The following is a 25899-nucleotide window of genomic DNA, read 5'->3' on the forward strand; positions in this document are numbered from 1 at the left end:
GCCACCGCCGGGCCGGTTCCCGCGGGCGGACGGCTTCCTCAGCGCACCAGCCGACGCTCGGCGGCGGTGATCCCCGCCCGGCACGCGCGCTCCACCCTGCGGTGGTTGCGCAACCGCTCGAACAGGCCGAACGGCTGGGGTTCGAGGTCGGGGCCGCCCTCGGTCCCGGTGATCTCCAGGGTCTGCCCGCGCAGGGAACCGGTCCTGCTCCAGCGCTCCCACCGCTCGTAGTCCGGGCTGGCCTGGTGGCCGAAGACGAACGCGGTCCCGCCGTCCCCGTCCAGGTCCCCGCCGTCGCGCGGCCACAGCTCCACCTCGCCGCCCGCTCCGACCGACCAGTCCGCCGCGGTGACCACGTCCACGCTCACGTCCGCGTCGACCTCCCGGACCAGCAACGCGTCGCTCGGCCGGGTGCGGGCGGGGATGTGGCGGACACGGTCGACGTCGACCAGGCTCACCACGGCCCGCGACATCCACCACCAGTTCTCCCTGCGCGCCATCAGGCTGCCCGCGCGCAGCCGGGTCGGCGGGTGCTTGCGCACCTCCTGCTCGACCAGCTCGCCGTCGAACTCCGACCCGTCCAGGTCCAGGCGCACCCGGATCCGGCCGGTGGCCACCAGTGTCGGCTCACCGGGGCCGGCGGCCGTGGTCAGGCAGAACGCCGCCCGGTTGAGCAGCGAGTCGACGAGGTGCAGGTAGGCCATGGGCAGCGCCACGCAGGGGTGGTCCGCGAGCAGCGGGACGACGGGCACCCCGACGGGCCCGTCGTCGGACAGCCAGCACATCTCACCTGCGGGGGAACGCCGCCACGCCGTGTCCCAATCGTTCACATCGAACCTTTTCTGTGACGTGGCTCTCATGTTAACTTCTCGGGACTGTACCCACATCCCCCAGCCGAAAGCACCAGCGGGGCAGCCACACCGCGGTGCCGACACGCAAGGAACCTCCCATGCCTGCCGTAGCCGTCCTCCTCGGGGCCCTGGCGCTGTTCGCGCTCGGCTACCGCTTCTACTCCGTCTACCTGGCCGACCGGGTCTACCAGCTGGACCCGAACTTCGTGACTCCGGCCCACACCCACCGGGACGGGGTGGACTACCTCCCCACCAACAAGCACATCGTCTTCGCCCACCACTTCATCTCCGTGGCCGGTGCCGCACCCATCGTCGGACCGGCCATCGCGGTGTTCTGGGGATGGGGACCGGCCCTGCTGTGGGTCGTGCTCGGCACGATCTTCGCCTCCGGCGCGCACGACTTCGGGTCGATCGTCGTGTCGGTGCGGCACAAGGGCCGCAGCATCGGCACGCTCGCCAGCGACGTGATCAGCACCCGGGCGCGCATCCTGTTCCTGCTGATCATCTTCTTCCTGGTGACCATGGTCAACGCCGTGTTCGCGGTGGTCATCGCCGGACTGTTCATCGCCACCCCCGCCGCGGTGCTGCCGGTCCTGGTCACCGTCCCGCTGGCGATCGGCGTCGGCCAGGTCGTCTACCGCCGCCGCACGGCCGCGCTCCTGCCGTCGGTCATCGCGCTCGTGGTCGTCTACGTGTGCATCCCGCTGGGCCAGCTGGTGCCGATCACCGTCGACCCGGTCGCGGGCGCCCTCGGGGTCGAGGCGTCCACGGTGTGGGTGGTGCTGCTGTTCACCTACACCTTCTTCGCCTCGCGCCTGCCCGTGTGGATGCTGCTCCAGCCGCGCGACTACATCAACCAGCACCAGATGATGCTGGCGCTGGCCGTCATCATGCTCGGCGTGATCGTCGGGATGAACACGATCGAGGCGCCCGCCTTCCGCGGCGACGTCCCCGACGGGTCGCCGTCGATCTTCCCGCTGCTGTTCATCACGATCGCGTGCGGCGCCGTGTCCGGATTCCACAGCCTGGTCTCCTCCGGCACCACCGCCAAGCAGCTCGACAAGGAGACCGACGCCCGCTACGTCGGCTACCTCAGCTCCCTGGGGGAGGGCACCCTCGCGGTCTGCTCGATCCTGGCCTGCACCGCCGGGATCATGGTCCTGTCCACCAACCAGGACACCACCTGGACCCAGCTGTACGCGGACTGGGAGACCGCGGGCACCGGCGCGGGCGGCCGGTTCGTCCAGGGCGTGGCCGGTTTCGCCAGCAACATCGGGGTGCCCGAGAGCATGGGCCTGGTCTTCGCCAGCGTCGTGGTGATCAGCTTCGCCGCCACCTCCCTGGACACCGCCGTGCGCCTCCAGCGCTACACCATCCAGGAGATCAGCACCATCGCGGCGGACCGGGCGCGCGCGGGCGGCGCGGCCCACGGGGCGTTCACCTTCCTGTCCCGCAACGCCACCGCCGCGACGCTGATCACGGTCGGTCTGGGGCTGGCACTGGCCCTGGTGCCCGGCGACTTCGCCCTGGGCACGCTCTGGCAGCTCTTCGGCACCACCAACCAGCTCACGGCGGGCCTGGCGCTGTCGGTCATCGCGGTCTGGGTGACCAAGCGCGGCCGCAACCCGATCGTCATCCTCGTCCCGCTGGTCTTCCTCGTCGTGATGACCTCCTGGGCGCTGGTCATCCAGCTCGTCACCTTCGTCGGCGCCGACGACCCCCTCCAGCGGTTCGTGCTCGCGCCGCTGGACCTGGCCATCTTCGGCCTGGCCCTGTGGATGACCGTCGAGGCCGCCATCGCCCTGCGCCGGGCCTTCCTGTCCCGCCGGACCGCGGGCGCCGGGGAGCCCCCCGCGGAGCAGGCGAGGGACGAGGACACGCCCGAGCCCGCCGCGGAGGGGGCCGACGGCGATGCCTGACCAGCGGGCGGACACCCCCTCGTGAGCACCGCGCCCGCCACCGCCGCCGGGTCCGGCCCCCTGGGCCGGGCCTGGCGGCGCGCCGTCTCCTCCTGGCGCCGGTTCGAGGCCTTCCACCAGGCGGTGTTCGAGGCGCGCTGGGGCCACGCCCGCCAGCGCGAGGCCCGCACCCAGCAGGACACCCTGCGGGCCCTGCTCATGCTGGAGACGCTGGGCGTGGACAACCCCGTCGCCTACGAGACCCTCGACCTGATCCCGTACATGGTCGCCGACCTGCACGAGTGGCACCAGCGCCTGGGCCGCGACGACTTCGGCGCCCCCGGAGGCTGCTGTTGACCACCCCGACCACGTCCGCCGACCCGTCTCCCGCCGCCGCGCCGATCACCTTCGTCGGCGGCAAGGGCGGCGTCGGCAAGACCACCCTGGCCGCCGCGCGCGCCCTGGCCCTGGCCGACGCGGGCCGCCGCGTCCTGGTGGTGTCCACCGACCCGGCCCACTCCCTGGGCGACGCCCTGGAGCGGCCGCTGTCCGACGAGCCGACACCGGTCGCCCCCGGCCTGTGGGCGGCCGAACCCGACGCCGACGCCGCCGTGCGCCGCCGGATCGCCCAGGTCGCCGAGGACGCGCGCCGCGCCGTCCCCCGCGAGGTCATGCCCGCCGTGCACCGCCACCTGGAGCAGGCGGGCGCCAGCCCCGGTATGGCCGAGTCCGCCCTGGCCGACCTGCTCGTCGACCGGATGGAGGAGGTCGGTGGGCGCTGGGACCACCTGGTCGTGGACAGCGCCCCGACCGGGCACCTGCTGCGCCTGCTCCACCTGCCCACGCTGCTGACCCCGTGGGTGACGGGGCTGACCCGCCAGCGCGAGCGCGCCCGGCGGGCCGAGGCCCTGGCCGACGTCGTCGGCGGTGCGGACGGGGCCGACGACCCCCTGCTGGAGCGGCTGCACACCCGGCGCCACCGGCTGGAGCGGGCCGCCGCCCGCCTGCGCGAGGACGCCGCCGTCACCCTGGTCACCGTGCCCCGCCGCATGGTGCTCGCCGAGACCGGGCGCGCCGTCGACCAGCTCTCCGAGGCGGGTTTCCGGCTCGCGCCCGTCATCGTCAACCAGGTCCCGCCGGAGGGGGCGGCGGGTCCCGACGGAGCGGAGGCCCTCGCGCTGACCCGGGAGCGCTTCGCGCACCTGGGCGTGGTGCGGGTGCCCCTCCAGGACACCGAGCCCACCGGGCCCGAGCGCCTGCGTCGGCTCGTGCCGTTCCTGGACGCGGTCCCGGCCCGGTGAGGGGCGCCGCCGCGGCACCGGCCGACCCCCGCAAGGCACGTCACACCAGGTGACGGCCGTGATGGCGGGAAACGGCCCCACCGACCGCTATCGTTGGCGCTATGGGGCGATCCGGGGAAGACGGCAGAGGCGAGGCGGGGGGCGACGTGGCCGGACCCGTGGTCAGTGACCGGATCTGGACGGTCCCGAACCTGTTGAGCATGCTCCGGCTACTGGGTGTACCGGTCTTCCTGTGGCTGGTGCTGGGGCCGCGGGCCGACTGGTGGGCCCTGCTGGTGCTCGCCTTCGCCGGACTCAGCGACTGGCTGGACGGCAAGATCGCCCGCGCCTGGAACCAGACCTCGCGGCTGGGAACCGTACTCGACCCCCTCGCCGACCGGCTCTACATCTTCGCCGCGCTGCTCGGCCTCGTGGTCCGGGGCATCATCCCGTGGTGGCTGATGGGCATCCTGGTCCTGCGCGACGTGCTCATCCTGGGCGCGCTGCCGTTACTGCGGCATTTCGGGTACGGGCCCCTGCCGGTGAACTTCGCGGGCAAGGCCGCCACGCTGTGCCTGTTGTACGCGTTCCCGCTGCTGTTTATCGCGGGTCACACGTCGATTGTCTCAGATGTGGCGAGAATTATAGGTTGGGCGTTCGCCCTCTGGGGAACTGCTCTCTATTGGTGGGCCGGACTGCTTTATGCCGTACAGGGGCTGCGCCTGATCGCCCAGACCCGCCGCGACGAACGCGCTGATCACACAGGTGGCCGGACGGACACCGAGGACAGCGACCCAGCGCGGCCGCAGCACGGATCGACCCGATCCGAACGACCAGGCGACCGCTGACGGAGGAACCCGCAGCGGAATCCGAGGGCGAACGGACGCACCACGATTCGGGGCCGGACCCGGCTTCGACCCCGAAGCGAACACGAACCGGCGGAACGGCTCACCGCGAATCCTGTCGGATCGAGAGGGAGTGTCATCTCCGCCATGAGAACATGTCCCACCGCGTGCGACGACGCGCGCTCCCACCCCCGCGCCGCGACCTCCGACGGCACCGCTGTACGGAGGTCCCGGCGATGACCGACGCCAGCGCCCAGAACGGGCCCACCCGCAGCGGCGACGGTGCCCACGCCCCGGCCGCGCCCCCGATGAAGGCCGTCGTGATGGCGGGCGGCGAGGGCACCCGCCTGCGCCCCATGACGGCCAACCAGCCCAAACCCCTCCTGCCGGTGGTCAACAAGCCCATCATGGAGCACGTCCTCCGGCTGCTGCGCAAACACGGCTTCACCGAGACGGTGGTGACCGTCCAGTTCCTGGCCACCCTCATCCGCAACCACTTCGGGGACGGTGAGGAGCTGGGCATGAAGCTCCACTACGTCGCCGAGGAGGTTCCCCTCGGAACCGCGGGCAGCGTCAAGAACGCCGAGGAGCACCTGCGCGGCGAACCGTTCATCGTCATCTCCGGTGACGCGCTCACCGACATCGACCTCACCGACATGGTGCGCTTCCACCGGGAGCGCGGCGCCAAGGTCACCATCGCCCTCAAACGGGTCCCCAACCCGCTGGAGTTCGGGATCATCATCGTGGACGAACAGGGCCGCATCCAGCGGTTCCTGGAGAAGCCCACGTGGGGCCAGGTCTTCTCGGACACCGTCAACACCGGCATCTACATCATGGAGCCCGAGGTCCTCGAACGCGTCGCCGCGGGCGAGGTCGTGGACTGGTCCGGCGACGTCTTCCCCGAACTGCTCAAGGAGGGCGAGCCCCTCTACGGCTACGTCGCCGACGGCTACTGGGAGGACGTCGGCACCCACGAGAGCTACCTCAGCGCCCAGGCCGACGTGCTCTCGGGCCGCGTCGACGTGGACATCGACGGCTTCGAGGTCTCACCCGGGGTGTGGGTCGGCGAGGGCGCGCAGGTCGACTCGGACGCCGTCCTCAAGGGACCGCTGTACATCGGCGACTACGCCAAGGTCGAGGCCGGGGCGGAACTGCGCGAGTACACCGTGCTCGGCAGCAACGCCGTGGTGCGCTCCGACGCCTTCTGCCACCGCACGGTCCTGCACGACAACGTGTTCATCGGCCGCGGCGCCAACCTGCGCGGCGCGGTGATCGGGAAGAACACCGACGTCATGGCCGCCGCCCGGATCGAGGAGGGCGCGGTCGTGGGCGAGGACTGCGTCATCGAGTCCGAGGCCTACGTGCACAACGACGTCAAGGTCTACCCCTTCAAGACCATCGAGGCCGGTGCGGTGGTCAGCACCAACGTCGTGTGGGAGTCGCGCGGGCAGCGCTCGCTCTTCGGCCCGCGCGGGGTGTCCGGCCTGATCAACGTCGAGATCACCCCCGAACTGGCGGTCCGGCTGGCCAACGCCTACGCGACCACCCTGAAGAAGGGCGCGATCGTCACCACCTCCCGTGACGTCTCGCGGGCCGCGCGCACCCTCAAGCGGGCGGTGATCAGCGCGCTGACGGCGGCGGCGATCGACGTGCGCGACCTGGAGGTCGTGCCGCTTCCGGTGGCGCGCTTCCACACCTCCCAGAGCGGGGTGAGCGGCGGTATCCACCTGCGCACGAGCCCGGGGGACCCGGAGTCGGTGGACATCCTCTTCCTCGACGGGCAGGGCGCCGACCTGTCGCCCGCCTCCCAGCGCAAGCTGGACCGGGTCTTCTCCCGAGCCGAGTACCGCCGGGCCTTCCCCGGGGAGATCGGTGAGCTGTCCTTCCCCTCGCGGGGGGTGGAGAACTACTCGCACGACCTCCTGCGCGCGGTGGACACCAGCGGCGTGGCCGAGGCCGAACTCAAGGTCGTGGTCGACTGCGCGGGCGGGACGGGGTCGCTCATCCTGCCGTCCCTGCTGGGCCGGATCGGCGTGGACGTGCTCACGGTGAACAACCGGTTGGACGAGGCCTCGCCGACCGACACCCCGGCCAAGCGGATGCGCGACCTGGAGCGGTTGGGCGAGCTCGTGGCCAGCTCGGGGGCCGACTTCGGCGTCCGGTTCGACCCGGTGGCCGAGCGGCTGGCCATCGTGGACGAGAACGGCGAGCTGGTCGACGGCGACCGGGCGCTGCTGGTCGTGCTGGACCTGGTCACCGCCGAGCGCGGTGGCGGAACGGTGGCGCTGCCGGTCACGACCACCCGCGTCGCCGAGCGGGTGGCCTCCTCACACGGGGCCACGGTGCGGTGGACGGCCACGGCCACCGACGAGCTGACCAAGGCCGTCCGGGCGGGGGAGGGGGACATCGTCTTCGCCGGTGACGGCAGGGGCGGGTTCGTCATCCCCGAGTTCAGCCCCACCAGCGACGGCATCGCCGCCTTCGTGCGGCTGCTGGGCCTGGTGGCGCGCACCCGGCGCTCCGTGGGCCAGATCGACCGCGCCATTCCGCAGGCGCACCTGCTCCGCCGTTCGGTGCCCACCCCCTGGGCGGTCAAGGGCAGCGTCATGCGGGCCGTGGTGGAGGCCGCCGGGGAACGGGAGCTGGACACCACCGACGGGGTGCGGGTCCTGGAGGCCGACGGCAGTTGGGCGCTCGTCCTGCCGGACACCGCCGAGGCCGTGACCCACCTTTGGGCCGAAGGTCCCGACCCAGACACGGCGCACCACCTGCTGGACGAGTGGGCCGCCGTCGTGGAGCGGGCCGAGGGCTGACCGGCGCGCACGCGGGTGCGGGCGGGGTCGCGCCCGCACCCGCACGGCGCGTTCACCGAAGGGACACGGTCCCCACCCAGGCGCGAAACTTCCCGTTAAACTGGACATAACGGCAGGTCATCGCGGTGGTGGAAAGTTCGCGCGAATCCGTTTGGCTCAGCTGCGAACCAATCCGCCCCGCGCGGCATCAGCACCAGAGCAGGTGTCCATCTCGACGGGGGCGGGCACCGGCGGAGACGGTGCCCCGGGTGCCGGGTCCGCCGTTGCCTCCGTCGCGGGCGGGTCCGGGCGCCCACGGCAGGCCGAGGTGGAGCAAAACCCTTCCTGGACAGGGATATGGTTTAAAGTCGAGTGTTCCCTGACGCACCGCGTCACCACCGGGCGGGCGCCACAGCGACGGCGGGGCCGGGCCGGCAGTGACAAGGAGTACAGCATGGGGGATGAGACCAAGCGACCGACCGTGTGAGACGCGCCGCTGCCTGCCAGCGGGCCGTCTCAGCACGCTCCGGGCGGCGTGCGGGTGAACGACCCGTACGGTGTCCGGGACGTGTCACCGATCAGCCGAATCAAGCACCGCCCCGTGCGGTAGGAGGCCGAGCCGACCTATGTCGAGCGTTTACTGCACGCAGTGCGGTCACGCCGTTGCGGATGATGCCCGTTTCTGCTCCTACTGTGGGACCCCCGTCCGCAGGCCCCAGCAGCAGACCCCACAACCTGGTGCGGGTGGGGACTCCGCCGGCGACGTCACGTCCACCATCTCGATCTCCGGGATCCAGGCCCTCGAGGAGGAGGCGGCCGGTGACGAGTTGGCGGCCGACGACCCGGCCAACGCCGACGCCCTTCCTCCGGGGACGGCGCTGCTCGTCGTGCGGCGCGGTCCCAACGCCGGAAGCCGGTTCCTACTGGACAGCGACGTGACGACCGCGGGGCGCCACCCCAACAGCGACATCTTCCTCGACGACGTGACCGTCTCACGGCGGCACGTCGAGTTCTTCCGCCGCGGCGACGGTTTCGGGGTCCGGGACGTGGGGAGCCTGAACGGCACCTACGTGAACCGGGAGCCCGTCGACGAGGCGGCCCTGGGCGGCGGGGACGAAATCCAGATCGGCAAGTTCCGGATGGTCTTGCTGACCAAGCCGCGCCGCTGACCAGAGGCGGGGGTGGAGGCCTTCGATCCAGGGCGACGGCCTCCCCTCCCGCGCAGCGGCCGTCGAGGTGGGGGCGGAGCCGGAGGCTCCCGGCCGAGGGTGGTAGCCTCCCCACCCGCGAAGCGGGCGACGGGTGGGCGGGGCGACCAGGTTTGCGGACCCCCGCCTCCGGAGAGCTTTGTAACGAAGGGTGCCGATTTCGCCCTCGGGTCCTGATCCAACGGGGGAGCAGGGACGAGCGCCCATCCGGCATGACGACTCGTGGGACGGAGCCGCTGTGAAGCACATGGAGGTCGTCGGCGTCCGGGTTGAGATGCCCTCGAACCAACCGATTGTCCTGCTCAAGGAATCCGACGGAGACCGTTACCTCCCGATCTGGATCGGCGGGGTGGAGGCCACGGCGATCGCCCTGGCGCAGCAGGGGGTGGCGCCCGCCCGGCCGCTGACCCACGACCTGTTCCGGGACGTCCTGGAGGCGCTCGACACCGGGTTGCAGACGGTGAACATCACCGGTCTGAGCGACGGGATCTTCTACGCCGAACTGGTGTTCAGCAACGGGGTGGAGGTCAGCGCGCGGCCCTCCGACTCGATCGCGCTGGCGCTGCGGACCGGCACACCGATCTACGCCCACGAGGACGTGATCGACGAGGCCGGGATGCCGATCCCCGACGAGCAGGAGGACCAGGTCGAGGCGTTCCGGGAGTTCCTGGACAACATCTCACCCGAGGACTTCGGCCGACGCGCCGAGTAGCTCTCCCCGGGGCCCGCGCGACGGGGTCGGACCCGTCGTGTCAGGGCGCGCTCCGGGGGTGGGAGACACATCCGACGACACGGCTGTGACCTGCGGGTTTGCCGTGGTCGTCACTGATAGATTGGGTTATCGGGTCAAGGGAGGGGGACGTGGTGGTCACGGCCGGGACCTCCGGGCGGCCGCGGACCGGGTCCGGCGCGCACACGGGACACGGGCGTCGCGTGCACTTGGCGACGCGCCGCGTGCCTTCGTTGACGCTGTCGGCCGGTCGTCCTACGGTCGGTGCAGTGGAACCCGCGGCGCACCCTTTCCCTGAGTGGACATCCCCTGTCGACACCGCCGTGGGACGAGGAGCCGGAGGTCGGCGTGGCGGTAGCGGGCGGCAAGCGGGAGACCCATGACAGGCGGTCCGCGCTGCGGCTAGCGGGGCAGCAGGGCCTACTGTGCGAAGAGGACGTGGTGGCGCTGCCGATGGACGTCGGGTACAGGGGCCCAGCGGCGTGTACCGCCGCCGGGATCACCTACCGTCAGCTCGACTACTGGGCCAGAACCGGCCTGGTCGAGCCGAGCGTGCGCACCGGAGCCAACAACGCCCCTCTGTACAGTCTCCCCGACATCCTGTTGCTGAAGGTCGCCAAGCGCCTCCTGGACACGGGCATCTCCCTGCAGCAGATCCGCAACGCCGTCGACCACCTGCGTGGCAGGCCGGCCCCCGACCTGGCCAGCATCACGCTGATGAGCGACGGCGTCAGTGTCTACGAGTGCACCTCGCCCGACGAGGTCGTCGACCTCATGCAGCGCGGCCAGGGCATGTTCGGCCTGGCCCTGGGCAACGTGTGGCGCGAACTGGAGGAGGCGCTGGGCGTGGTCCCGGCCGAGGAGCGCGCCGACCTGCCCGCCGCGCCGTCCCAGCCGGTGGACGAGCTGGCGCGCCGGCGCCGGGAGCGCCGCACGGGCTGACCGCGGACCCGCCGCGGAACCGGACCCGCCACGCGCACGTCCGATCCCACGAGGGTGTGCGCAGACCGCGGGAGGACGCATGGTGCGGTACGGACCGGGGGACGGCGAGCGCGAGCTGGGACGGTGGGTCGTGGGGGTGCCCTGGGGAGCGCGGGACCTCTCTTGCTACGGCGGTACCCTCGTGCTGACCGACCGGCGACTGCTGTTCACGCCGATCGTGCCGTTCCTGTTCCGCCGGGTCGGGCACTCCGCCGGACTCGGAGAGGTGGCGGCGGCGCACGCGGTGGGAACACAGCGGATCCGGTTGACCGGGCCGACGGGCGGCCACCGGGACTACCTGGTCGCCGCGTCCCGGTTCGCCACGGTGTGGGACCCCGCCAACACGGCGGTCCGCGACCACGCGGTGGAGACCATCCGCCGGGCGATCGGGAACACCGGCGGCTGAGGGGTCTGCGGACCAGGAGCCGGTGCGGGGCCGCCGGACACGCGAGACCCTGGCTCGGTTCCCCGTGCGGCTATCGAGTACCGTTTGGTCACAGCAGGGATGAAAACCGACATTCATCCTGTCCCTACATTCACACACAGCGTCAACAGGCCGTCAATACCACGCGGGAGAGACCCCGGCAGGGGCGCCGACGGGGCAATACTCCCCAGTAACCTCTCAGGCACCACGGACCGCGTGGAGGAGGCCGCTCTGAAGCCTGGGCCGTACCATGCCCGGTGACAGAGGGGGAGACCGTGAGGAAAGCGCCGACCCGCTCGGCCCTGTCACCAGGAGGTCTCCGTGCCTGACCAGTCCACGCCAGACCCGACGCCGCACACGGCCGGCGCCCCCGCCCGGGTCTTCGCCGACCGCCACATCGGGCCCACCCCCGCCGAGACCGCGGAGATGCTCAAGACCGTCGGCTACGGCTCCACCGCCGAACTCATGGCCGCCGCCGTTCCCGAGTCCATCCTCACCGGTCCGGGCCGCGACGCGCCGCTCGACCTGCCCGAGGCGCTCGGTGAGGCCGAGGCCCTCGCCGAACTGCGCGGCCTGGCCGACCGCAACCAGGTGCGCACCTCGCTGATCGGCCTGGGGTACTACGACACCCTCACCCCGCCCGTCATCCTGCGCAACATCATGGAGAACCCGGCCTGGTACACGGCCTACACGCCCTACCAGCCCGAGATCTCCCAGGGCCGCCTGGAGGCCCTGCTCAACTTCCAGACCATGGTCTGCGACCTGACCGGCCTGCCCGTCTCCGGCGCCTCCCTGCTGGACGAGGCCACGGCCGCCGCCGAGGCCATGACGCTGGCCCGCCGCGCCTCCAGGAGCAAGGCGGACGTCTTCGTCGTCGACTCCGACGTCTTCCCCCAGACCCTGGACGTGCTGCGCACCCGCGCCGAGCCCCTGGGCATCGAGGTCGTCGTCGCGGACCTGTCCCGGGGCCTGCCCGACGGTGACGCCTTCGGTGTCCTGGTGCAGTACCCGGCCGCCAGCGGTGTCGTGCGCGACCCGGGCGAGATCGTCGCCGCCGCCCACGAGCGGGGCGCGCTCGCCGTCGTGGCCGCCGACATCCTCGCGCTCACCCTGCTGCGCAGCCCCGGTGACCTGGGCGCCGACATCGCGGTGGGCTCCACCCAGCGCTTCGGCGTCCCGCTCGGCTTCGGCGGCCCGCACGCCGGGTACATGGCGGTCGCCGAGAAGCTGCGCCGCCAGCTGCCCGGCCGTCTGGTCGGCGTCTCGGTGGACCAGGCGGGCCGCCCCGCCTACCGCCTCGCCCTCCAGACCCGGGAGCAGCACATCCGGCGGGAGAAGGCCACGAGCAACATCTGCACCGCCCAGGTGCTGCTCGCCGTCATGGCCGGGATGTACGCCGTCTACCACGGGCCCGACGGCCTGCGCGCCATCGCCCGCCAGGTGCACACCCGCGCCGCCGCGCTCGCCGACGGCCTGGCCGAGCGCGGCTTCGAGGTCGTGCACGGCGCCTTCTTCGACACCCTGCGCGTGCGCGTGCCCAGCTCCGCCGCCGTCGTCGAGCGCGCCCTGGAGGCCGGGTACAACCTCCTGGCCGTCGACCAGGCCACGGTCGGTGTCAGCGTGGACGAGACCACCACCCCCGCCGACCTGGAACGCGTCCTGGCGGCCTTCGGCGAGTTCGAGCGCGGCTCCTCCCGCGCCGGGCTGACCGTGGACGAGAGCGCCGACCGGGTGCCCTTTGACCTGCGCCGCGGGGTGGACTACCTCACCCACCAGGTGTTCAACACCCACCGCAGCGAGACCTCCCTGCTGCGCTACATGCGCCGCCTGTCCGACCGCGACCTGGCCCTGGACCGCACGATGATCCCGCTGGGCTCGTGCACCATGAAGCTCAACGCCACCGCCGAGATGGAGGCCGTCACCTGGCCCGAGTTCGCGCGGCTGCACCCCTTCGCGCCGCTGGACCAGGCGCAGGGCAGCGTGGCGCTGGTGCGCGACCTGGAGGCCTGGCTGGCCGAGGTCACCGGCTACGACGCGGTCTCCCTCCAGCCCAACGCCGGGTCCCAGGGCGAGCTCGCCGGTCTGCTGGCGATCCGCGGCTACCACCGCTCCCGGGGCGAGGCCCACCGCGACGTGTGCCTCATCCCCAGCTCCGCGCACGGCACCAACGCCGCCAGCGCCGTCATGGCCGGGATGCGCGTGGCCGTGGTGGCCTGCGACTCCAACGGCAACGTCGACCTGGCGGACCTGCGGGCCAAGACCGAGAAGCACGCCGGGGACCTGGCGGCCATCATGGTCACCTACCCCTCCACCCACGGCGTGTACGAGGACACCATCACCGAGGTGTGCCGCCTGGTCCACGAGGCGGGCGGCCAGGTGTACGTGGACGGCGCCAACCTCAACGCGCTGCTGGGCTGGGCCAAGCCCGGTGAGTTCGGGGCCGACGTCAGCCACCTGAACCTGCACAAGACCTTCTGTATCCCGCACGGCGGCGGCGGTCCCGGCGTTGGACCGGTGGCGGTGCGCTCCCACCTGGCCGGGTTCCTGCCCAACCACCCGGGGCAGCCCGAGGCGGGCCCGCACACGGGGGTCGGCCCCGTCTCGGCCGCGCCGTTCGGGTCGGCGGGCATCCTGCCGATCTCCTGGGCCTACATCCGGATGATGGGGGAGGACGGACTGCGCGCGGCCACCGAGACCGCCGTGCTGTCGGCGAACTACCTGGCCAAGCGCCTGGAGTCGCACTACCCCGTGCTCTACACCGGTGCCGGGGGCCTGGTGGCGCACGAGTGCGTCATCGACATCCGCCCGCTCCAGAAGGCCAGCGGCATCAGCAACGAGGACGTCGCCAAGCGGCTCATGGACTACGGCTTCCACGCGCCGACGATGTCGTTCCCGGTGGCGGGCACCCTGATGGTGGAGCCCACCGAGAGCGAGAACCTCGCCGAGCTGGAGCGGTTCGTCGAGGCGATGATCGCCATCCGCGGGGAGATCGACCGCGTGGCCGCGGGGGAGTGGGACGCCGAGGACAACCCGCTGCGGGGCGCCCCGCACACCGCCGAGGCGCTGACCGCCGACACCTGGGAGCACGGCTACGGCCGGGCGGAGGCGGCCTACCCGCTGCCGTCGCTGCGCCAGGACAAGTACTGGCCGCCGGTCGGCCGGATCGACCAGGCCTACGGTGACCGCAACCTGGTCTGCTCCTGCCCGCCGCCGGAGGCCTTCGAGCTCTGACGGTCGACCGCCTCCGTGGGAGGGGATCCGCCGGGGTCCCCTCCCACCGGTGTGTCCGGACACCGGAGCGCCGACCCGGAACCGGTGCCCTCTTTCGGACATGTCAGAAATCTACGACGTAAAGGTGATGCTCGGTCGCGCCGCGGGGGAGGGGGAGAGTCCCGCGGCACCCACCGCTCCGGCCTCCGCCTCCGCCCGGGCCGCCCCCCGCGCGCGTTACAGTGGCGGCGACACCGATGGTGCCCACCCCACCGAGCGACCACCGACGCCCCTGGAAAGCGGACCGCGCATGACCACCACGTCCGGCTCCCCCTCACGCTCCGGTTCCGAGGACTCCTCCGCCCGTCGCCCGCCGTCACCTCCAACGGACGGTCCCCGGCGGCACGCGCCCCTCCCGGTCGACCCGGCCGACTCCCCGGAGGCGGACACCCCCTCCTCGGACGACCCCGCGGTCCTGTGCGACCAGGCCCGGGACCTCGCCTCCAACGGGCACCTCAAGCAGGCCGCCGGGCTCTACCGGCGGGTCGTGGCCGCCAACCCGCCACCCGCCGTGCAGGCCCGCGCCCTCCTCGGCCTGGCGGTGGTCGAGGACCAGCGGGGCGACCTGCCCGCCGCCCGCGACGCCGCCCGCCGTGCCCTGGCCACGGGCGACGCCCGCCACGCTCCGCGCGCCGCCTACCACCTGGCCCTGTCACTGGAGCAGGAGGGCGCCCGGGAGGAGGCCGCACGCGTCTGGCGCCGTCTGCTGGATCTGGGCGGACCCGCCTACACCGCCGTCGCCCACCACGGCCTGGCCCGTGACGCCGAGGAACGGGGTGAGACCGACCGGGCGGAGGTGCACTGGGAGGCTGCGCTCGACCTGCCGGCCGACCAGGGGTCGATGAGTGCCCTGCACGCGGACACCGTCGTCGAGGCCGCGCGGGACCTGGCCGGACGGTTGCTGGAGCGGGGGCGGCCCGAGGCCGCCGGGGCCGCCGTGGAGCGGGGACTGGCGGTCGCCGACATCCCGGAGCTGCGGCTGCTGCGCGCCGCCGCCCACCTGGAGCACGCCATCGCCGACCTGGACGCGGTGGCCGCCCCGGAACCGGGCACCGACGGGACCGGGCGGCCGGAGCCCGCGGCCTCCGGCGCCGCCGTGGAGCTCCTGGCCGGGCTGCTCGCCCTGCGCGGGGAGCCGGACGGGGCCGAGCGCGTCTGGCGCTCGGGCCTGGCCGACCGCGACCCCGAGGCGGCCGAGGAGGTGCGCCGCCGGATGCGGCGGGGGTTCGCGCCCGCCCCCGAGGAGGACGCGAACAAGGCCGCGGGGTTCCCGTGGTGGGAGCCCTACCTGGAGGAGGCCGCGGTCACCTCCAGCACCCCGGTCCTGGCCGGGGAACTGTTCGCGGTCGTGACCCGGATGCACGCGTTGCTCGCCGTCCCGCTGGTGGAGGGCGAGGCGCGCCCCTCCGCGTTGCGCTCCGCCATGGAACAGGCTCTGCGTACGCCGAGTGACACGGTGTGGGGTGCCGACGCGCACGCCGACTTCCGGCGGCGACTGCACGAGGCGATGGGGGAGGACCCGCTGCCCGAGGGGTGGCCGGAGCACGGGACGCGCGACGGTTCCTGAGCGGGCCCGCGGGAGGCCCCGGGGACGGGAGGTACCGGGGTCAGGCCGCCACGTGGACGACGTCCGGCCGGTGCGGGGCGACGATCTGGCCCCCGGGCAGCAGTTCCCCGGTGTCCTCGAAGAGGACGACACCGTTGCACAGCAGGCTCCATCCCTGCTCGGGGTGGCTGGCGATCACCCGGGCGGCCTCGCGGTCGGTGTCCGCGTAGGACGGACAGGCGGGTTCGTGGCTGCACGTGAACATGGAAGGCCTTTCGGTCCAGAACGCTCGGCGTTGAGCTGACGCCAAGGGTAGTGGCTGACATCACATGTTGCTGCGGTTTGAGGCGAAACCTTCTCGACCTCGTGCTCTGACTGTGAGATACCCGCTGGTCGCGTGGAGGTTCTGGCCGACTGCGGACAGATTCGGTGCTCAGTACCCTCCGCGTGTCCTGCGGGCCGCGGGACGGCCGCGCATGCCCGCTCCGGCCAGGCCGCCGTGCTGGAAGGCCCGGACGAGCTCGCCGCCGAGGTTGACCCCGGCGCCCAGGGCGAGGCCGACCATGACCGCCTCGACGATGCTGAGCAGGCCCGAGACCACCGTTCCCTGGGTGATCTGGATCAGCCCCCGGTACAGGATGCTGCCGGGCAGCAGGGGGGCGATGGCGGGAATGAGGTAGGGCAGGACCGGTCTGCGGGTGCGCCGTGCGAGCCAGTGGCCCAGGACGCCCACGGCGACCGCGCCCGCGACGGTGCCCACGACGGGGGGGACCTCCAGGGTGGCGCGCAGGCCGGCGTAGATCACCCAGATCAGTACGCCCAGGAGGCCGATGGCGGGGAGCAGCCGGGGAGGGACCGCCAGGGAGATCGCGAAGGCCATCGCGATGCCCGCGGCGCCCAGGAGCACCGGTACCTCCAGGGAGGTGCCCGCCGACGGCAGCGAGTCCAGGTTGATGTTCACGCCCAGGCGGATGGCGGTGTAGGCGACCGCGGCCACGCCCGACACGATCGCGCCCAGGATGAAGAAGGTCTCCAGGAGCCGGGCGGCCGCGGACACGTAGAAGCCGCTGATGCCGTCCTGGAGGCTGGACACCAGGGGGCGTCCCGGCAGCAGGGCCATGATGTTTCCGGTGATGATCGCGCTGGCCCGGAGCCCCAGGTCCAGTTCGGAGCTGATCCACAGCAGTGCGAGGCCGATGGTGGCGGCCACCACGGCGGCGGCCGCCATCTGGTAGAACTCCGCGACACCGCGCCGGGCCAGGAAGACCGCGGTGCGGTCGCCCAGGACGGTGGCGAGGAAGGCCGCGGCCGCCACGATGAGGCCGCCGCCCATCATCACACTGGCGCTGGAGGCGATGAGGCCGAAGCCGACCGCGATCATCCAGTTGGGGTAGGGCATGCGGGCGCGGCGGATCCGGTCGAGGCGGGTGGCGGCCTCCTCCAGGTCCAGCAGGCCGAGCGCGGCCTCCTGCACGAGCGTGTGCAGTTCACCGACGCGGAAGTAGTCGAGGGTGCGGCGGCGGACGACGCGTTCGCCGGTGACCGGGGGCTGGTCGCCTCCGGGGTGGGTGGAGAGGGTGATGGTGGTGAAGGTGACCGACACCTCCGCGCGCGGCAGGTCGAAGGCGACGGAGAGGCTGAGCATGGCCTCGCTGACGGCCTCGGTGCCCTCACCGCTGGCGAGCATGAGCTCCCCGACGCGCAGCACGGTGTCGATGGCCCGTGCGTCGGGGAGTTGCGCCTCCTCGTCCAGACCGTCGGGGGCGAGTTCGTGCTCGTGGGCCGCCCGCCAGTCGCGCATCCTGCTCAGCAGGCGGTCCTCACTGGGTGCCACGGTGCGCTCTCGCTTGCTGGGCATGTCAGTCCTCCCCTCGCGTTCCGCCTGGTCACGTCGTGGCCGGCGCGTCGTTCCAACGCACAGGAGACGTCGCCGGACGGTCCGGGGTTCGCCTGTCCGGGAGGTTCGCGCCGGTGAGGTCGGTCACCGGATCATCCTTCCAGGGTGCGGGGGCGGCCGACAGCGACGCGCCGTGCCCGGTGCCGCCCGGCGCGGCCCGGAAAACGGGTCGACGGCTCGACGCCGCCCTGACAGTATGGCGCCCCATGGCGAACTCGGAGCTGGTGACCGCCGCGGACGTGCGGCTCATGCAGGGGCTGGCGCAGCGCGTCACCGCCGCCCGACCGGACCTGGTGAACGGCGACGCGACGTTCGGTGAGCTGGCCTGGACCTGGGGCAGGGGGCAGGCCGACCAGGGCGCCGCCTGGCGGCGCCGGCTGTGGTTCTCCGGCGGGGACCTGGTGGCGTGGGGCTGGGCCCGGCTTCCGCGCCGGGTGCGGCGCGGCGACGGGTCGGTGAAGCTCGTCACCGACGCCGATCTGGTGCACCAGGTCCACCCCGACCACGCCGGGCTGGTCGACGAGGTGATCGACTGGTACGACGGTACGGCGGCGGGCGCCGTGCGGACGGCGGTCCCGAGCGCCGCCGACGGGTTCGCCCTGGAGCGGTGGGCGGCGCACGGTTACGTGACCGACCCGGCCTCGCTCGGCGACACCGGGTACTGGATCCAACTCAACGAGCGGGACCTCACCGACGTGGAGCGGCCGGTACTGCCGGACGGGTTCCGGTTCCGTACCGCCGACGAGGCCGGGCCGGAGGCCGCGGTCCGGGCCCATCGGGACGCCTGGGCCCCCACGGTGTACACGGCCGGGGACTACCAGGGCGTCCGGCGGGCGGCGGGGTACCGCGGCGACCTGCACATCCTGGTGGAGGCGCGGGACGGGACGATGGCGTCCTCGACCATCATGTGGCTCGACGAGGCGAACCGGACCGTCGAGTTCGAGCCGGTCGGGACGCATCCGGACCACCGGCGCCGGGGGGTGGCACGGGCGATGCTCCTGCACGGGATGCGTCTGGCGCGGGCGGCCGGGGCCGTCCACGCGACGGTCGCCTGCCTGGGGGCGCCGGGGCATCCCGCGGCGCGCGGGCTGTACCGCGGCGTCGGGTTCCGGGAGCTGTCGCGGGACGCGCCGCTGATCAGTACCGGGGGCTGAGGCGCGGCGGGGGCCCGGCCCTCCTGCGCGCCCGGAGAACACCGCCTACTCCCCGGGGCGGACCAGTCCGGTCTCGTAGGCGTGGACGACCGCCTGGACGCGGTCGCGCAGTCCCAGCTTGGCGAGCAGGCTGCGTACGTGCGACTTCACGGTGGTCTCGCCCAGGACCAGGTGGGCGGCGATCTCGGCGTTGGACCAGCCGCGGGCGACCAGGCGCAGGACCTCGCGTTCGCGTGCGGTGAGGGGGTCGTCGTGCGCTGGGGCGGTGCCGGGTGCGGCGGGGAGGTGGGGTGCCCAACGGCGCAGGAGCCGTTCGAGCACGGCGGGGGTGACGACGGCCCCGCCGTCGGCGACGACGTCGACGGCGGCGAGGAGTTCGGCGGGCGGGGTGTCCTTGAGCAGGAATCCGGCGGCGCCCGCGCGCAGGACGCCCACGGCGTACTCGTCGAGGTCGAACGTGGTCAGGGCCAGCACGCGTACGCGGTGTCCGCGCTGCTCGGCCCAGGAGGTGATCCGGCCGGTGGCCTCGATGCCGTCCATGCCGGGCATGCGCACGTCCATGAGGACGATGTCGGGGAGGAGGCGGCGGGCGGCGTCGAGGGCCTCGCGGCCGTCGGAGGCCTCACCCACGACGGAGAGGTGGTCGGCGGACTCCAGGATCATCCGGAATCCGGCGCGCACGAGCGGTTGGTCGTCGACGAGCAGCACTGAGACGGGCACGGGCTCGATTGTGCCGTAGGCGGGGTGCCGCGGGGTCCGGGCCGCGCGGGTACCGGTGCGGAGGCGTCCGCGGCGTGTGCCCGTCCCGCCGGGGAGCGGCTGCTCGGGCGGCGGGCGGGCCGGGGTGCGGCGGAGGCCCGGGAGGACTCCGCTCAGCGCGTGGGCAGGGGTGGCGGGGTGCCGCCGAACTCGGGGCAGATCGCCTGGTGTTCGCACCAGCCGCAGAGTTTGCTGCGCTTGGGCTGCCACACGCCGGTGCGTCCGGCCTCCTCGATCCGCTCCCAGATCTGGCCGATCTCCGCCTCGGCGGCGCGGAGTTCGTCCTCGGTGGGGTCGTACCAGCGGACGGCGCCGTCGCCGCCGAGGTAGACGAGTTGGAGGCGGGCGGGGACGACGCCGAGGTCGCGCCAGATCATGACGGCGTAGAAGAAGATCTGGAACCGGGCCTTGTCCTCGAAGCGGGGGTGGGGCGACTTGCCGGTCTTGTAGTCGACGATCCTGATCTGCCCGTCGGGGGCGACGTCGAGGCGGTCGACGTAGCCGCGCAGGCGCAGACCGGTGGGCAGGGCGACGTCCAGGCGCATCTCGCGGTCGCGGGGTTCGAGGGCGGTGGGGTTCTCCAGGTCGAAGTAGCGGGTGACGAGTGCGCGGGCGGACTCCAGCCACGTGTCGCGTGCGGTGTCGTCGGCGAAGAGGTCGTCGACCTCGGGCCGTGTGGCGCGCAGCTGTTCCCACTGGGGGTCGACGAGGCTGACGGCGGTGCGGGGGGTGCGGGTCTCGGCGGGGAGTTCGTAGAGGCGTTCCAGGCAGGCGTGGACCAGGGTGCCGCGCAGGGCGGCGGAGCTGGGGGGTTCGGGGAGTCTGTCGATCGTGCGGAACCGGAACAGCAGCGGGCACTGGAGGAAGTCGGCGGCCCGTGAGGGGGAGAGGGCGGACGGGAGCGGCACGGTGGTCATGGTTCGAGACTACGAGAGAGGGGGAGCGCGCGGGGGCGGTCGGACGTCCGGTTCGTGCGGCACGGCCTAGTCTGGGGTCGTGACCAATGGCAACGACGATTCCAGGCCCGCTGCCGGCGGGCGTTCCGGGAAGCCGGGGCTCCTGCTGGGCCGTCCCTTCGGCGTCCCGGTGTACGTGACCTCCTCGTGGGTGATCGTGGCGGTGCTGATCACGCTGGTCTACGGCGGGATCGTGCAGAACCGGCTGGCGTTGGGGCCGACGGCGTACCTGCTGGCGTTCGTGTTCGCGATCCTGCTGTACGCGTCGGTGCTGGTGCACGAGTTGGCGCATTCGGTGGTGGCCCGGGGGTTCGGGCTACCCGTGCGGCGCATCGTGCTGTACGTGTTGGGCGGGGTCTCGGAGATCGAGCGTGAGGCGCCCACGCCGGGGCGGGAGTTCTGGATCGCGTTCGCGGGGCCCCTGCTGTCGCTGGTGCTGGCGGCGGGGGCGTACGTGTTGGCGTCGGTGGCCGATCCGTTCAGTGTGACGGGGGAGCTGCTGTTCCAGTTGTGGGTGGCGAACCTGCTGGTGGGGGTGTTCAACCTGTTGCCGGGGCTGCCGTTGGACGGTGGGCGGCTGCTGCGTGCGGGCGTGTGGAAGGTGACGGGGCGGGCGTTCACGGGCAGTGTGGTGGCGGCGTGGGGCGGCCGGGTGCTGGCCCTGGTGGTCGTGGCCCTGCCGTTCCTGTTCGCGTGGTCGGCCGGGGGCCCGCCCAGCCCGTGGGCGATCGTGTGGGGCCTGGTACTGGGCGGTTTCATGTGGATGGGCTCGACGGAGGCGCTGTCGGGTGCCCGGATGCGTGAACGGGTGCCGGGGTTGCGGGCGCGGACGTTGGCGCGGCCGGCGGTGACGGTGCTGGCGGACACGCCGTTGGCGGAGGCCGAGCGTCGGGCGGGGGAGTCGGGCGCTGAGGCGATCGTGGTGGTGGACGCCGGGGGTGTTCCGGTGTCGATCGTGCATCCGGCCGCGGCCGAGGCGATCGGGCAGGGCCGCCGGGCGTGGGTTCCGGTGTCGAGTGTGTCGCGGGCGGTGACCCGGCATGCGGTGGTGCCGGTGGGACTGGAGGGTGAGGAGCTGCTCGGCGTCCTGACGGGTCATCCGCTGCCCGAGTACCTGGTGGTGGGTGAGGACGGGGGCGTGTTCGGGGTGTTGCGGGCCGTGGACGTCAACGCGGCGATGACGGGTGAGGGCTGAGGGGCGGGTACGTTCCCCGTCCGGGGAGGTCCGGGGCGGACACCGCCTAGCGGTGGGCGCCCCGGGGCCACAGGACGAAGACGGGGCGCATGCGTTCGCGGGCGTAGGCCACGACGTCGGCCGTGCCGCCGGGGCCCCGGGCGGGTTGTCCGTCCCAGACGGCGATGAGCTGGTCGCATCGGTCGACCAGTTCCCTGCCCGCCGCCATGTGCGCCCGGGGGGTGGAGGCGGTGTTGGGGAGGGTGCGGACGAGGACGGCTCGGCCCAGGAGGCGGTCGTAGGTGCGGTGGTGTTCGGCGGGCAGGGCCGCGCGGTAGCCCAGGGCGGGGACGATCACCTCCAGGGGGGCGCCCGCGGCGACGACGGCTTCGGCGAAGAGGGTGTCGGCGCCGTCGGCCAGGCAGGTGACGCCGGTCATCGCGCAGCCGTGGGGTTCCAGGTGGGCGGTGATGAGGTCGGCGACGCGTTCGCTGACGTCGGGGGGCAGTGCTCGGTGTCCGGTGATGCCGATACGGATCACGAAACCTCCCTGCTGGTCGTTGTGCGCCTATCTACCCAGCGGTGGGCAGACCGGTCACGAGTGAGGCGAGTCGGGCGTCGAGTGCGTCGACGCAGTTCGCGCGCAGGCCCCGGTAGCGGCGGCGGAAGGAGCGGACGCGGCCGATGACGCGTTCGGAGTCGAAGCGCACGCCTGTGGTGAGCGCGTCCTGGGCGAGCCGGAAGGCCTCGTCGACGTCTCCGGCCTCGGCGTGGGCGGAGGCGAGTTCGACCTGGAGGACGGCGGACTGTTTGGCGCTGGACGAGGTGGGGGTGAAGGCCTCGGCGAAGGCGGCGCGGGCGTCGTGCGGTCGGCGCAGGCGCACGCCGACGAGGGCGCGGTAGCCGGCGACCTTGGCCTCGTCGAAGGCGAACACCCAGGGCCAGGGCGGGTCGCTGTTGCCGGGGCGGGAGACCTCGCGGTCGGCCTGGCCGAGGGCGTGGGCGGAGGCGTGGGCGTCACCGGTGCCCGCGTGGGCGAGGGCGGCCACGCAGTTGAGCCAGGCGCGGGCGGTGGGGTGGGCGGCGGGTCCGAGGACCTGTTCGGCCTCGCGGACGAGTCCGAGGCCGAGTTCGGGGTCCTCTGCGGTGTCGATCTCGAAGGCGGCGAGGGAGCCGAGCATGTAGACGTCGAGCAGGCGCATGCCCGCCTGGCGGGCGCGGACGACCGCGGTGCGGTAGTGCATGCGCGCGGAGCCCATGTCGCCCTGGTCGGCGTGGAGCCAGCCGGCGAATCCGCGGGCTTCGCTGGCGGCGGCGCTGAGTTCGGTGAAGAAGGGGGTGCCGCGCGCGTTCGTGAGCATGTGCTCGGACAGATGCACGTGCGCCACCGCGCTGGGCAGGAGGTGGCGGGCGGAGGAGATGGCGTCCATGCGGCGCTGTCCGCCGGTGATCGACCGCAGTGCGGGGGCGGTGGTCTCGTTGACGGGGTGCTGGCCGCCGTCCCGGCCCGGGGGGTGGGGCACGGTCGTGATGAGGGTGCCGGCGGCGACTGCGCGTCCGAAGTCGCGGCGTCTCGTACCGTCCACTCCCTTCGGTGCGGGGCCGTCCCGCGGCGGGGTGTCGGCGAAGCGGATCAGGTGCAGGGGGACCTCCAGGCGGCGGGCGAGGTCCTGGACCTGTGTGACGGTGAGGGACTGTTGGCCGTTGACCACGCGTGAGACCCAGCTCTGGGAGTAGTCGACCGCGCGGGCGAGGTCGCCCTGCGACCATCCGCGTGCCTCGCGCACGCCCTCGATGACCGTCGGCATGTCGCAGGTGGCCAGTGCGGCCGCGATGCGCGGTCGGGTCCACAGGTCGGGTGGGAGATCGCCGTCTGGTTGGAGCATGAGCCTAGGTTAGGGATTCGCGCGGTGCTCGGGGGCTATGTGCCAGAAAGAAGAGGGCATGCGGGATACGCATAGGTGCGCTCGGTGACTCTCCGGATACGGCAGAGTGGCAGAGGTCGTAGGTCGCCGGTGCATGCCGGACTACCTGGGAGGGAGGCCCTGTGACCGTTGAGACCCCATCGGCGGGTAGCCCGAGTCTGGCCGCGTACGGGCGCGTGGGCGGCGTCGGACCCGCGTCCGCCGGAGCCGCTCCGGCGCCCGAGGCGGGTGGTCGGGTGGATCCGGTCGGCCGTGCTCTGCGCGGGTTGGCCGCGGAGCTGCGTTCGCGGGGGGTGGAGGCGCGTGAGGACGGTGTGTTCGGCTCCGTCGAGGCGGGCCCGGCCTCGCGTCCGCAGCGCGCGTTGCTGCGCCCGCATCGCGGCGGTCTGTGGTGGTGGATGCGCTGGCCGCTCCAGGAGGGCGTGACGTCGGCGCTGGCGGGTGTTCCGCTCTCACCGGTCGCCCGGACCTCCGAGGCCGCGCGGCGGATCGCGGGTGCGCTGGCGGCGTCGGTGGGCGAATCCTGAACACGCGCGGGGGTCGTTCCCCGCGCTTCTGCGGGCGTGTGCCATGGCCGCGCCCGGTGAGCGGGTGGGGTCTGGGCTTCCCCGAAACCCAGTCTCCCTCTGCACGGGGCCCTGCCCTGCCCCACCCGCTTACCCCCGTACGGCCTGAGAAGGCCGGGGCGCTCGGCTGCTCACCGCCCCTCCGTCCCTTTCGGTGAGTGGAGCCTCCCGGCTCCGGTGCCCGGTCTCGGATCGGGCACCGGCTGGCCGTCGGTGCTCAGGGACCGGTCCGGACGGTGTGGCCGCGCGCGGCGCGGTAGACGCCGGGGGTCACGCCGTAGCAGCGGGTGAACCACCGGGTCAGGTGGCTCTGGTCGGCGAAGCCCGTGTGCGCGGCGGCCTCGGCCAGGGACGCTCCGGAGGCGATGAGCGCCCTGGCCCTTCTGAGGCGGAGCTGGCGCCGGTAGTCGCCGGGCGCCATGCCCGCCACGGCGCGGAAGGCGCGGTGTAGCGGCTGTGTCCGACCGCCGCGGCCAGGTCGTCGGCGCCCAGGTCCTCGGTGAGGCGTTCGTGCAGGATGGAGCGTACGTGTCGGGCCACCCGGCGGGCGTCGGCGCCGGAGACCGGGGGTGTGTCCGGCGGGGCCGTCGCTCCGCGCCGGACCATCGAGAGCACGGCGCCGTGGAGGGCCTCGTCGGTGTCCAGGCGGGGCGCGCCGTCGGTGAGGGCGGTGTGGAGGCGGCGTAGCGCCGCGGCCAGGTCGGGGGCGTCCATCACGGGTTCGGGGAAGAGGGGAAGCGGACCGGGGCTGTCGGTGGCGTCGGAGAGTGCCGAGCGCACCAGGTCGGGGCCGACGTGGACGATGCGGTAGGTGAATCCCGGTGCGGCGCCAGCGTGCCCGTCGTGGGGGTCGTCGGGGTTGAGGGCGAGGACCATTCCGGCTGTGCTGGTGTGCGCGTCGCCGCGGCAGCGGAAGGCCTGGAGGCCGGACTCGGTCACGCCGAAGGAGTAGGTGTCGTGGCTGTGCCGGTGGTAGGCGTGGCGGGTGAAGTGGGCGTGCATGGCCTCCAGCGGTCGGTCGGGAGAGCGCCAGTATCGGGTCCAGTCCTCGGTCACGGGTCCATGGTCCCCCCGGGCGGTGGTGGGTGACGGGTGGGGGTGCTGCGCCTTCAGGTGTCGGTTGAGGGTGTCCCGCTTGTCCGCGGAGCGGCCCACGGGCGGTGGTGGGTGACGGGAGGGCGCACGAGCGTTCAAGACCCCCGCCCCGCCGTCCGTGATCGTCGGGGGTATGCGTGTGGACACCAAGATCGCCGTGGCCGTCCGTGAGGACCTGGCCGTGTGGCAGAAGCTCAACGTGACCGCGTTCCTCAGCAGCGGCATCGCCGGTGCCCGCCCGGGGGTGAGGGGGGAGCCGTACGAGGACGCCTCGGGGCGGACCTACCTGCCGATGTTCCGTGAGCCCGTCATGGTCTTCGCCGCCGACGCGCGTACGTTGGCGCGTACGCTCGACCGGGCGCGCTCGCGGGACCTGGCCACGGCCCTGTACACGGACGGACTGTTCAGGACCGGCAACGACGACGACAACCGGGCGGTGGTGCGTGCGCTGCCCACCGACGGGCTGGACCTGGCGGGCGTGGCCGTCTACGGTCCCCGCGGCGCCGTGGACAAGGTGGTGAGGGGGTTGCGGCTGCATCCGTGACCGT

The 25899-nt window shown here is 72.9% G+C and carries 23 protein-coding genes, 1 pseudogene and 1 riboswitch; of the genes and pseudogenes, 15 read left to right on the forward strand and 9 right to left on the reverse strand.

The annotated features are described in order from the left end of the window. Positions 1–38: 38 nt before the first annotated feature. A complete protein-coding gene (locus ACTVAJ_RS03205; RefSeq protein WP_470386496.1) occupies positions 39–830 on the reverse strand; it encodes a hypothetical protein in 792 nt (263 codons plus the stop codon). Positions 831–949: 119 nt separating this feature from the next. Between ACTVAJ_RS03205 and ACTVAJ_RS03210 the strand changes: the two genes are divergently transcribed. The 11 genes from ACTVAJ_RS03210 to ACTVAJ_RS03260 all read left to right on the forward strand — a co-directional run bounded on the left by ACTVAJ_RS03210 (position 950) and on the right by ACTVAJ_RS03260 (position 15846). Beyond that, complete coding sequence (locus tag ACTVAJ_RS03210; protein WP_470386497.1) at positions 950–2770, forward strand: carbon starvation CstA family protein; 1821 nt, start codon at positions 950–952, stop codon at positions 2768–2770. Between the two features lie 21 nt (positions 2771–2791). Continuing rightward, positions 2792–3106 (forward strand): cory-CC-star protein, encoded by a 315-nt coding sequence (locus ACTVAJ_RS03215; protein WP_470386498.1) that lies wholly within the window; start codon positions 2792–2794, stop codon positions 3104–3106. Then, a complete protein-coding gene (locus ACTVAJ_RS03220; RefSeq protein WP_470386499.1) occupies positions 3103–4050 on the forward strand; it encodes an ArsA family ATPase in 948 nt (315 codons plus the stop codon). The genes ACTVAJ_RS03215 and ACTVAJ_RS03220 overlap by 4 nt, the downstream gene beginning before the upstream one ends. A gap of 101 nt (positions 4051–4151) precedes the next feature. Beyond that, entirely contained in the window at positions 4152–4877 is a 726-nt protein-coding gene (locus ACTVAJ_RS03225; RefSeq protein WP_470386500.1) for a CDP-alcohol phosphatidyltransferase family protein, read from the forward strand. A 305-nt stretch (positions 4878–5182) separates the two neighbouring features. Further along, positions 5183–7687: a sugar phosphate nucleotidyltransferase gene (locus ACTVAJ_RS03230; RefSeq protein ID WP_470386599.1), complete on the forward strand. Its 2505-nt coding sequence runs from the start codon at positions 5183–5185 to the stop codon at positions 7685–7687. Positions 7688–8292: 605 nt separating this feature from the next. Next, entirely contained in the window at positions 8293–8835 is a 543-nt protein-coding gene (locus tag ACTVAJ_RS03235; RefSeq protein ID WP_470386501.1) for an FHA domain-containing protein, read from the forward strand. A gap of 277 nt (positions 8836–9112) precedes the next feature. After that, complete coding sequence (locus ACTVAJ_RS03240) at positions 9113–9586, forward strand: bifunctional nuclease family protein (protein ID WP_017597412.1); 474 nt, start codon at positions 9113–9115, stop codon at positions 9584–9586. A gap of 471 nt (positions 9587–10057) precedes the next feature. Beyond that, positions 10058–10546 (forward strand): MerR family transcriptional regulator, encoded by a 489-nt coding sequence (locus ACTVAJ_RS03245; RefSeq protein WP_470386600.1) that lies wholly within the window; start codon positions 10058–10060, stop codon positions 10544–10546. Positions 10547–10625: 79 nt separating this feature from the next. Next, a complete protein-coding gene (locus ACTVAJ_RS03250) occupies positions 10626–10991 on the forward strand; it encodes a hypothetical protein (protein ID WP_470386502.1) in 366 nt (121 codons plus the stop codon). Positions 10992–11145: 154 nt separating this feature from the next. Beyond that, positions 11146–11234: riboswitch (glycine riboswitch) on the forward strand. A gap of 96 nt (positions 11235–11330) precedes the next feature. Then, complete coding sequence (gene gcvP, locus ACTVAJ_RS03255) at positions 11331–14240, forward strand: aminomethyl-transferring glycine dehydrogenase (protein WP_470386503.1); 2910 nt, start codon at positions 11331–11333, stop codon at positions 14238–14240. 289 nt (positions 14241–14529) lie between these two features. Beyond that, the gene (locus tag ACTVAJ_RS03260) at positions 14530–15846 is read left to right on the forward strand and encodes a tetratricopeptide repeat protein (protein ID WP_470386504.1); all 1317 of its coding nucleotides are present in this window, start codon (positions 14530–14532) and stop codon (positions 15844–15846) included. Between the two features lie 40 nt (positions 15847–15886). Here the strand turns inward: ACTVAJ_RS03260 and ACTVAJ_RS03265 are convergent, their stop codons facing one another. Continuing rightward, positions 15887–16090 carry a DUF5999 family protein gene (locus ACTVAJ_RS03265; RefSeq protein WP_470386505.1) on the reverse strand — a complete coding sequence of 68 codons (204 nt, stop codon included), beginning with the start codon at positions 16088–16090 and terminating at the stop codon, positions 15887–15889. 168 nt (positions 16091–16258) lie between these two features. Next, complete coding sequence (locus ACTVAJ_RS03270; protein ID WP_470386506.1) at positions 16259–17683, reverse strand: threonine/serine exporter family protein; 1425 nt, start codon at positions 17681–17683, stop codon at positions 16259–16261. Positions 17684–17928: 245 nt separating this feature from the next. Between ACTVAJ_RS03270 and ACTVAJ_RS03275 the strand changes: the two genes are divergently transcribed. Next, positions 17929–18876 (forward strand): GNAT family N-acetyltransferase, encoded by a 948-nt coding sequence (locus tag ACTVAJ_RS03275; protein WP_470386507.1) that lies wholly within the window; start codon positions 17929–17931, stop codon positions 18874–18876. A 45-nt stretch (positions 18877–18921) separates the two neighbouring features. On the opposite strand, the gene ACTVAJ_RS03280 is transcribed toward ACTVAJ_RS03275, so the two are convergent. Both ACTVAJ_RS03280 and ACTVAJ_RS03285 read right to left on the reverse strand, forming a co-directional pair. Then, the gene (locus tag ACTVAJ_RS03280) at positions 18922–19596 is read right to left on the reverse strand and encodes a response regulator (protein ID WP_470386508.1); all 675 of its coding nucleotides are present in this window, start codon (positions 19594–19596) and stop codon (positions 18922–18924) included. Between the two features lie 152 nt (positions 19597–19748). Beyond that, positions 19749–20552, reverse strand: a complete 804-nt coding sequence (locus ACTVAJ_RS03285) for a RecB family exonuclease (RefSeq protein ID WP_470386509.1) — start codon at positions 20550–20552, stop codon at positions 19749–19751. Positions 20553–20721: 169 nt separating this feature from the next. Between ACTVAJ_RS03285 and ACTVAJ_RS03290 the strand changes: the two genes are divergently transcribed. Further along, positions 20722–21786 (forward strand): site-2 protease family protein, encoded by a 1065-nt coding sequence (locus ACTVAJ_RS03290; RefSeq protein ID WP_470386601.1) that lies wholly within the window; start codon positions 20722–20724, stop codon positions 21784–21786. A 46-nt stretch (positions 21787–21832) separates the two neighbouring features. On the opposite strand, the gene ACTVAJ_RS03295 is transcribed toward ACTVAJ_RS03290, so the two are convergent. Together ACTVAJ_RS03295 and ACTVAJ_RS03300 are read right to left on the reverse strand one after the other, a co-directional pair. Next, complete coding sequence (locus tag ACTVAJ_RS03295) at positions 21833–22306, reverse strand: hypothetical protein (RefSeq protein ID WP_470386510.1); 474 nt, start codon at positions 22304–22306, stop codon at positions 21833–21835. A 31-nt stretch (positions 22307–22337) separates the two neighbouring features. Then, positions 22338–23651 (reverse strand): helix-turn-helix domain-containing protein, encoded by a 1314-nt coding sequence (locus ACTVAJ_RS03300; protein WP_470386511.1) that lies wholly within the window; start codon positions 23649–23651, stop codon positions 22338–22340. Between the two features lie 161 nt (positions 23652–23812). On the opposite strand from ACTVAJ_RS03300, the gene ACTVAJ_RS03305 reads away from it, so the two are divergent. Further along, positions 23813–24217 carry a hypothetical protein gene (locus ACTVAJ_RS03305; RefSeq protein WP_470386512.1) on the forward strand — a complete coding sequence of 135 codons (405 nt, stop codon included), beginning with the start codon at positions 23813–23815 and terminating at the stop codon, positions 24215–24217. A gap of 256 nt (positions 24218–24473) precedes the next feature. Here ACTVAJ_RS03305 and ACTVAJ_RS03310 read toward each other — a convergent pair whose 3' ends face one another. Together ACTVAJ_RS03310 and ACTVAJ_RS03315 are read right to left on the reverse strand one after the other, a co-directional pair. Beyond that, positions 24474–24677, reverse strand: a complete 204-nt coding sequence (locus ACTVAJ_RS03310) for a helix-turn-helix domain-containing protein (RefSeq protein WP_470386513.1) — start codon at positions 24675–24677, stop codon at positions 24474–24476. A 260-nt stretch (positions 24678–24937) separates the two neighbouring features. Further along, positions 24938–25576 (reverse strand): annotated as a pseudogene (locus ACTVAJ_RS03315) (AraC family ligand binding domain-containing protein); the annotation flags it as partial. On the opposite strand from ACTVAJ_RS03315, the gene ACTVAJ_RS03320 reads away from it, so the two are divergent. Then, a complete protein-coding gene (locus tag ACTVAJ_RS03320; protein ID WP_470386514.1) occupies positions 25485–25895 on the forward strand; it encodes a DUF2000 family protein in 411 nt (136 codons plus the stop codon). The pseudogene ACTVAJ_RS03315 and the gene ACTVAJ_RS03320 sit on opposite strands and share 92 nt — an antisense overlap. Positions 25896–25899: the final 4 nt, after the last annotated feature.

Source organism: Nocardiopsis sp. KDC1DS13DA1, assembly GCF_055632325.1.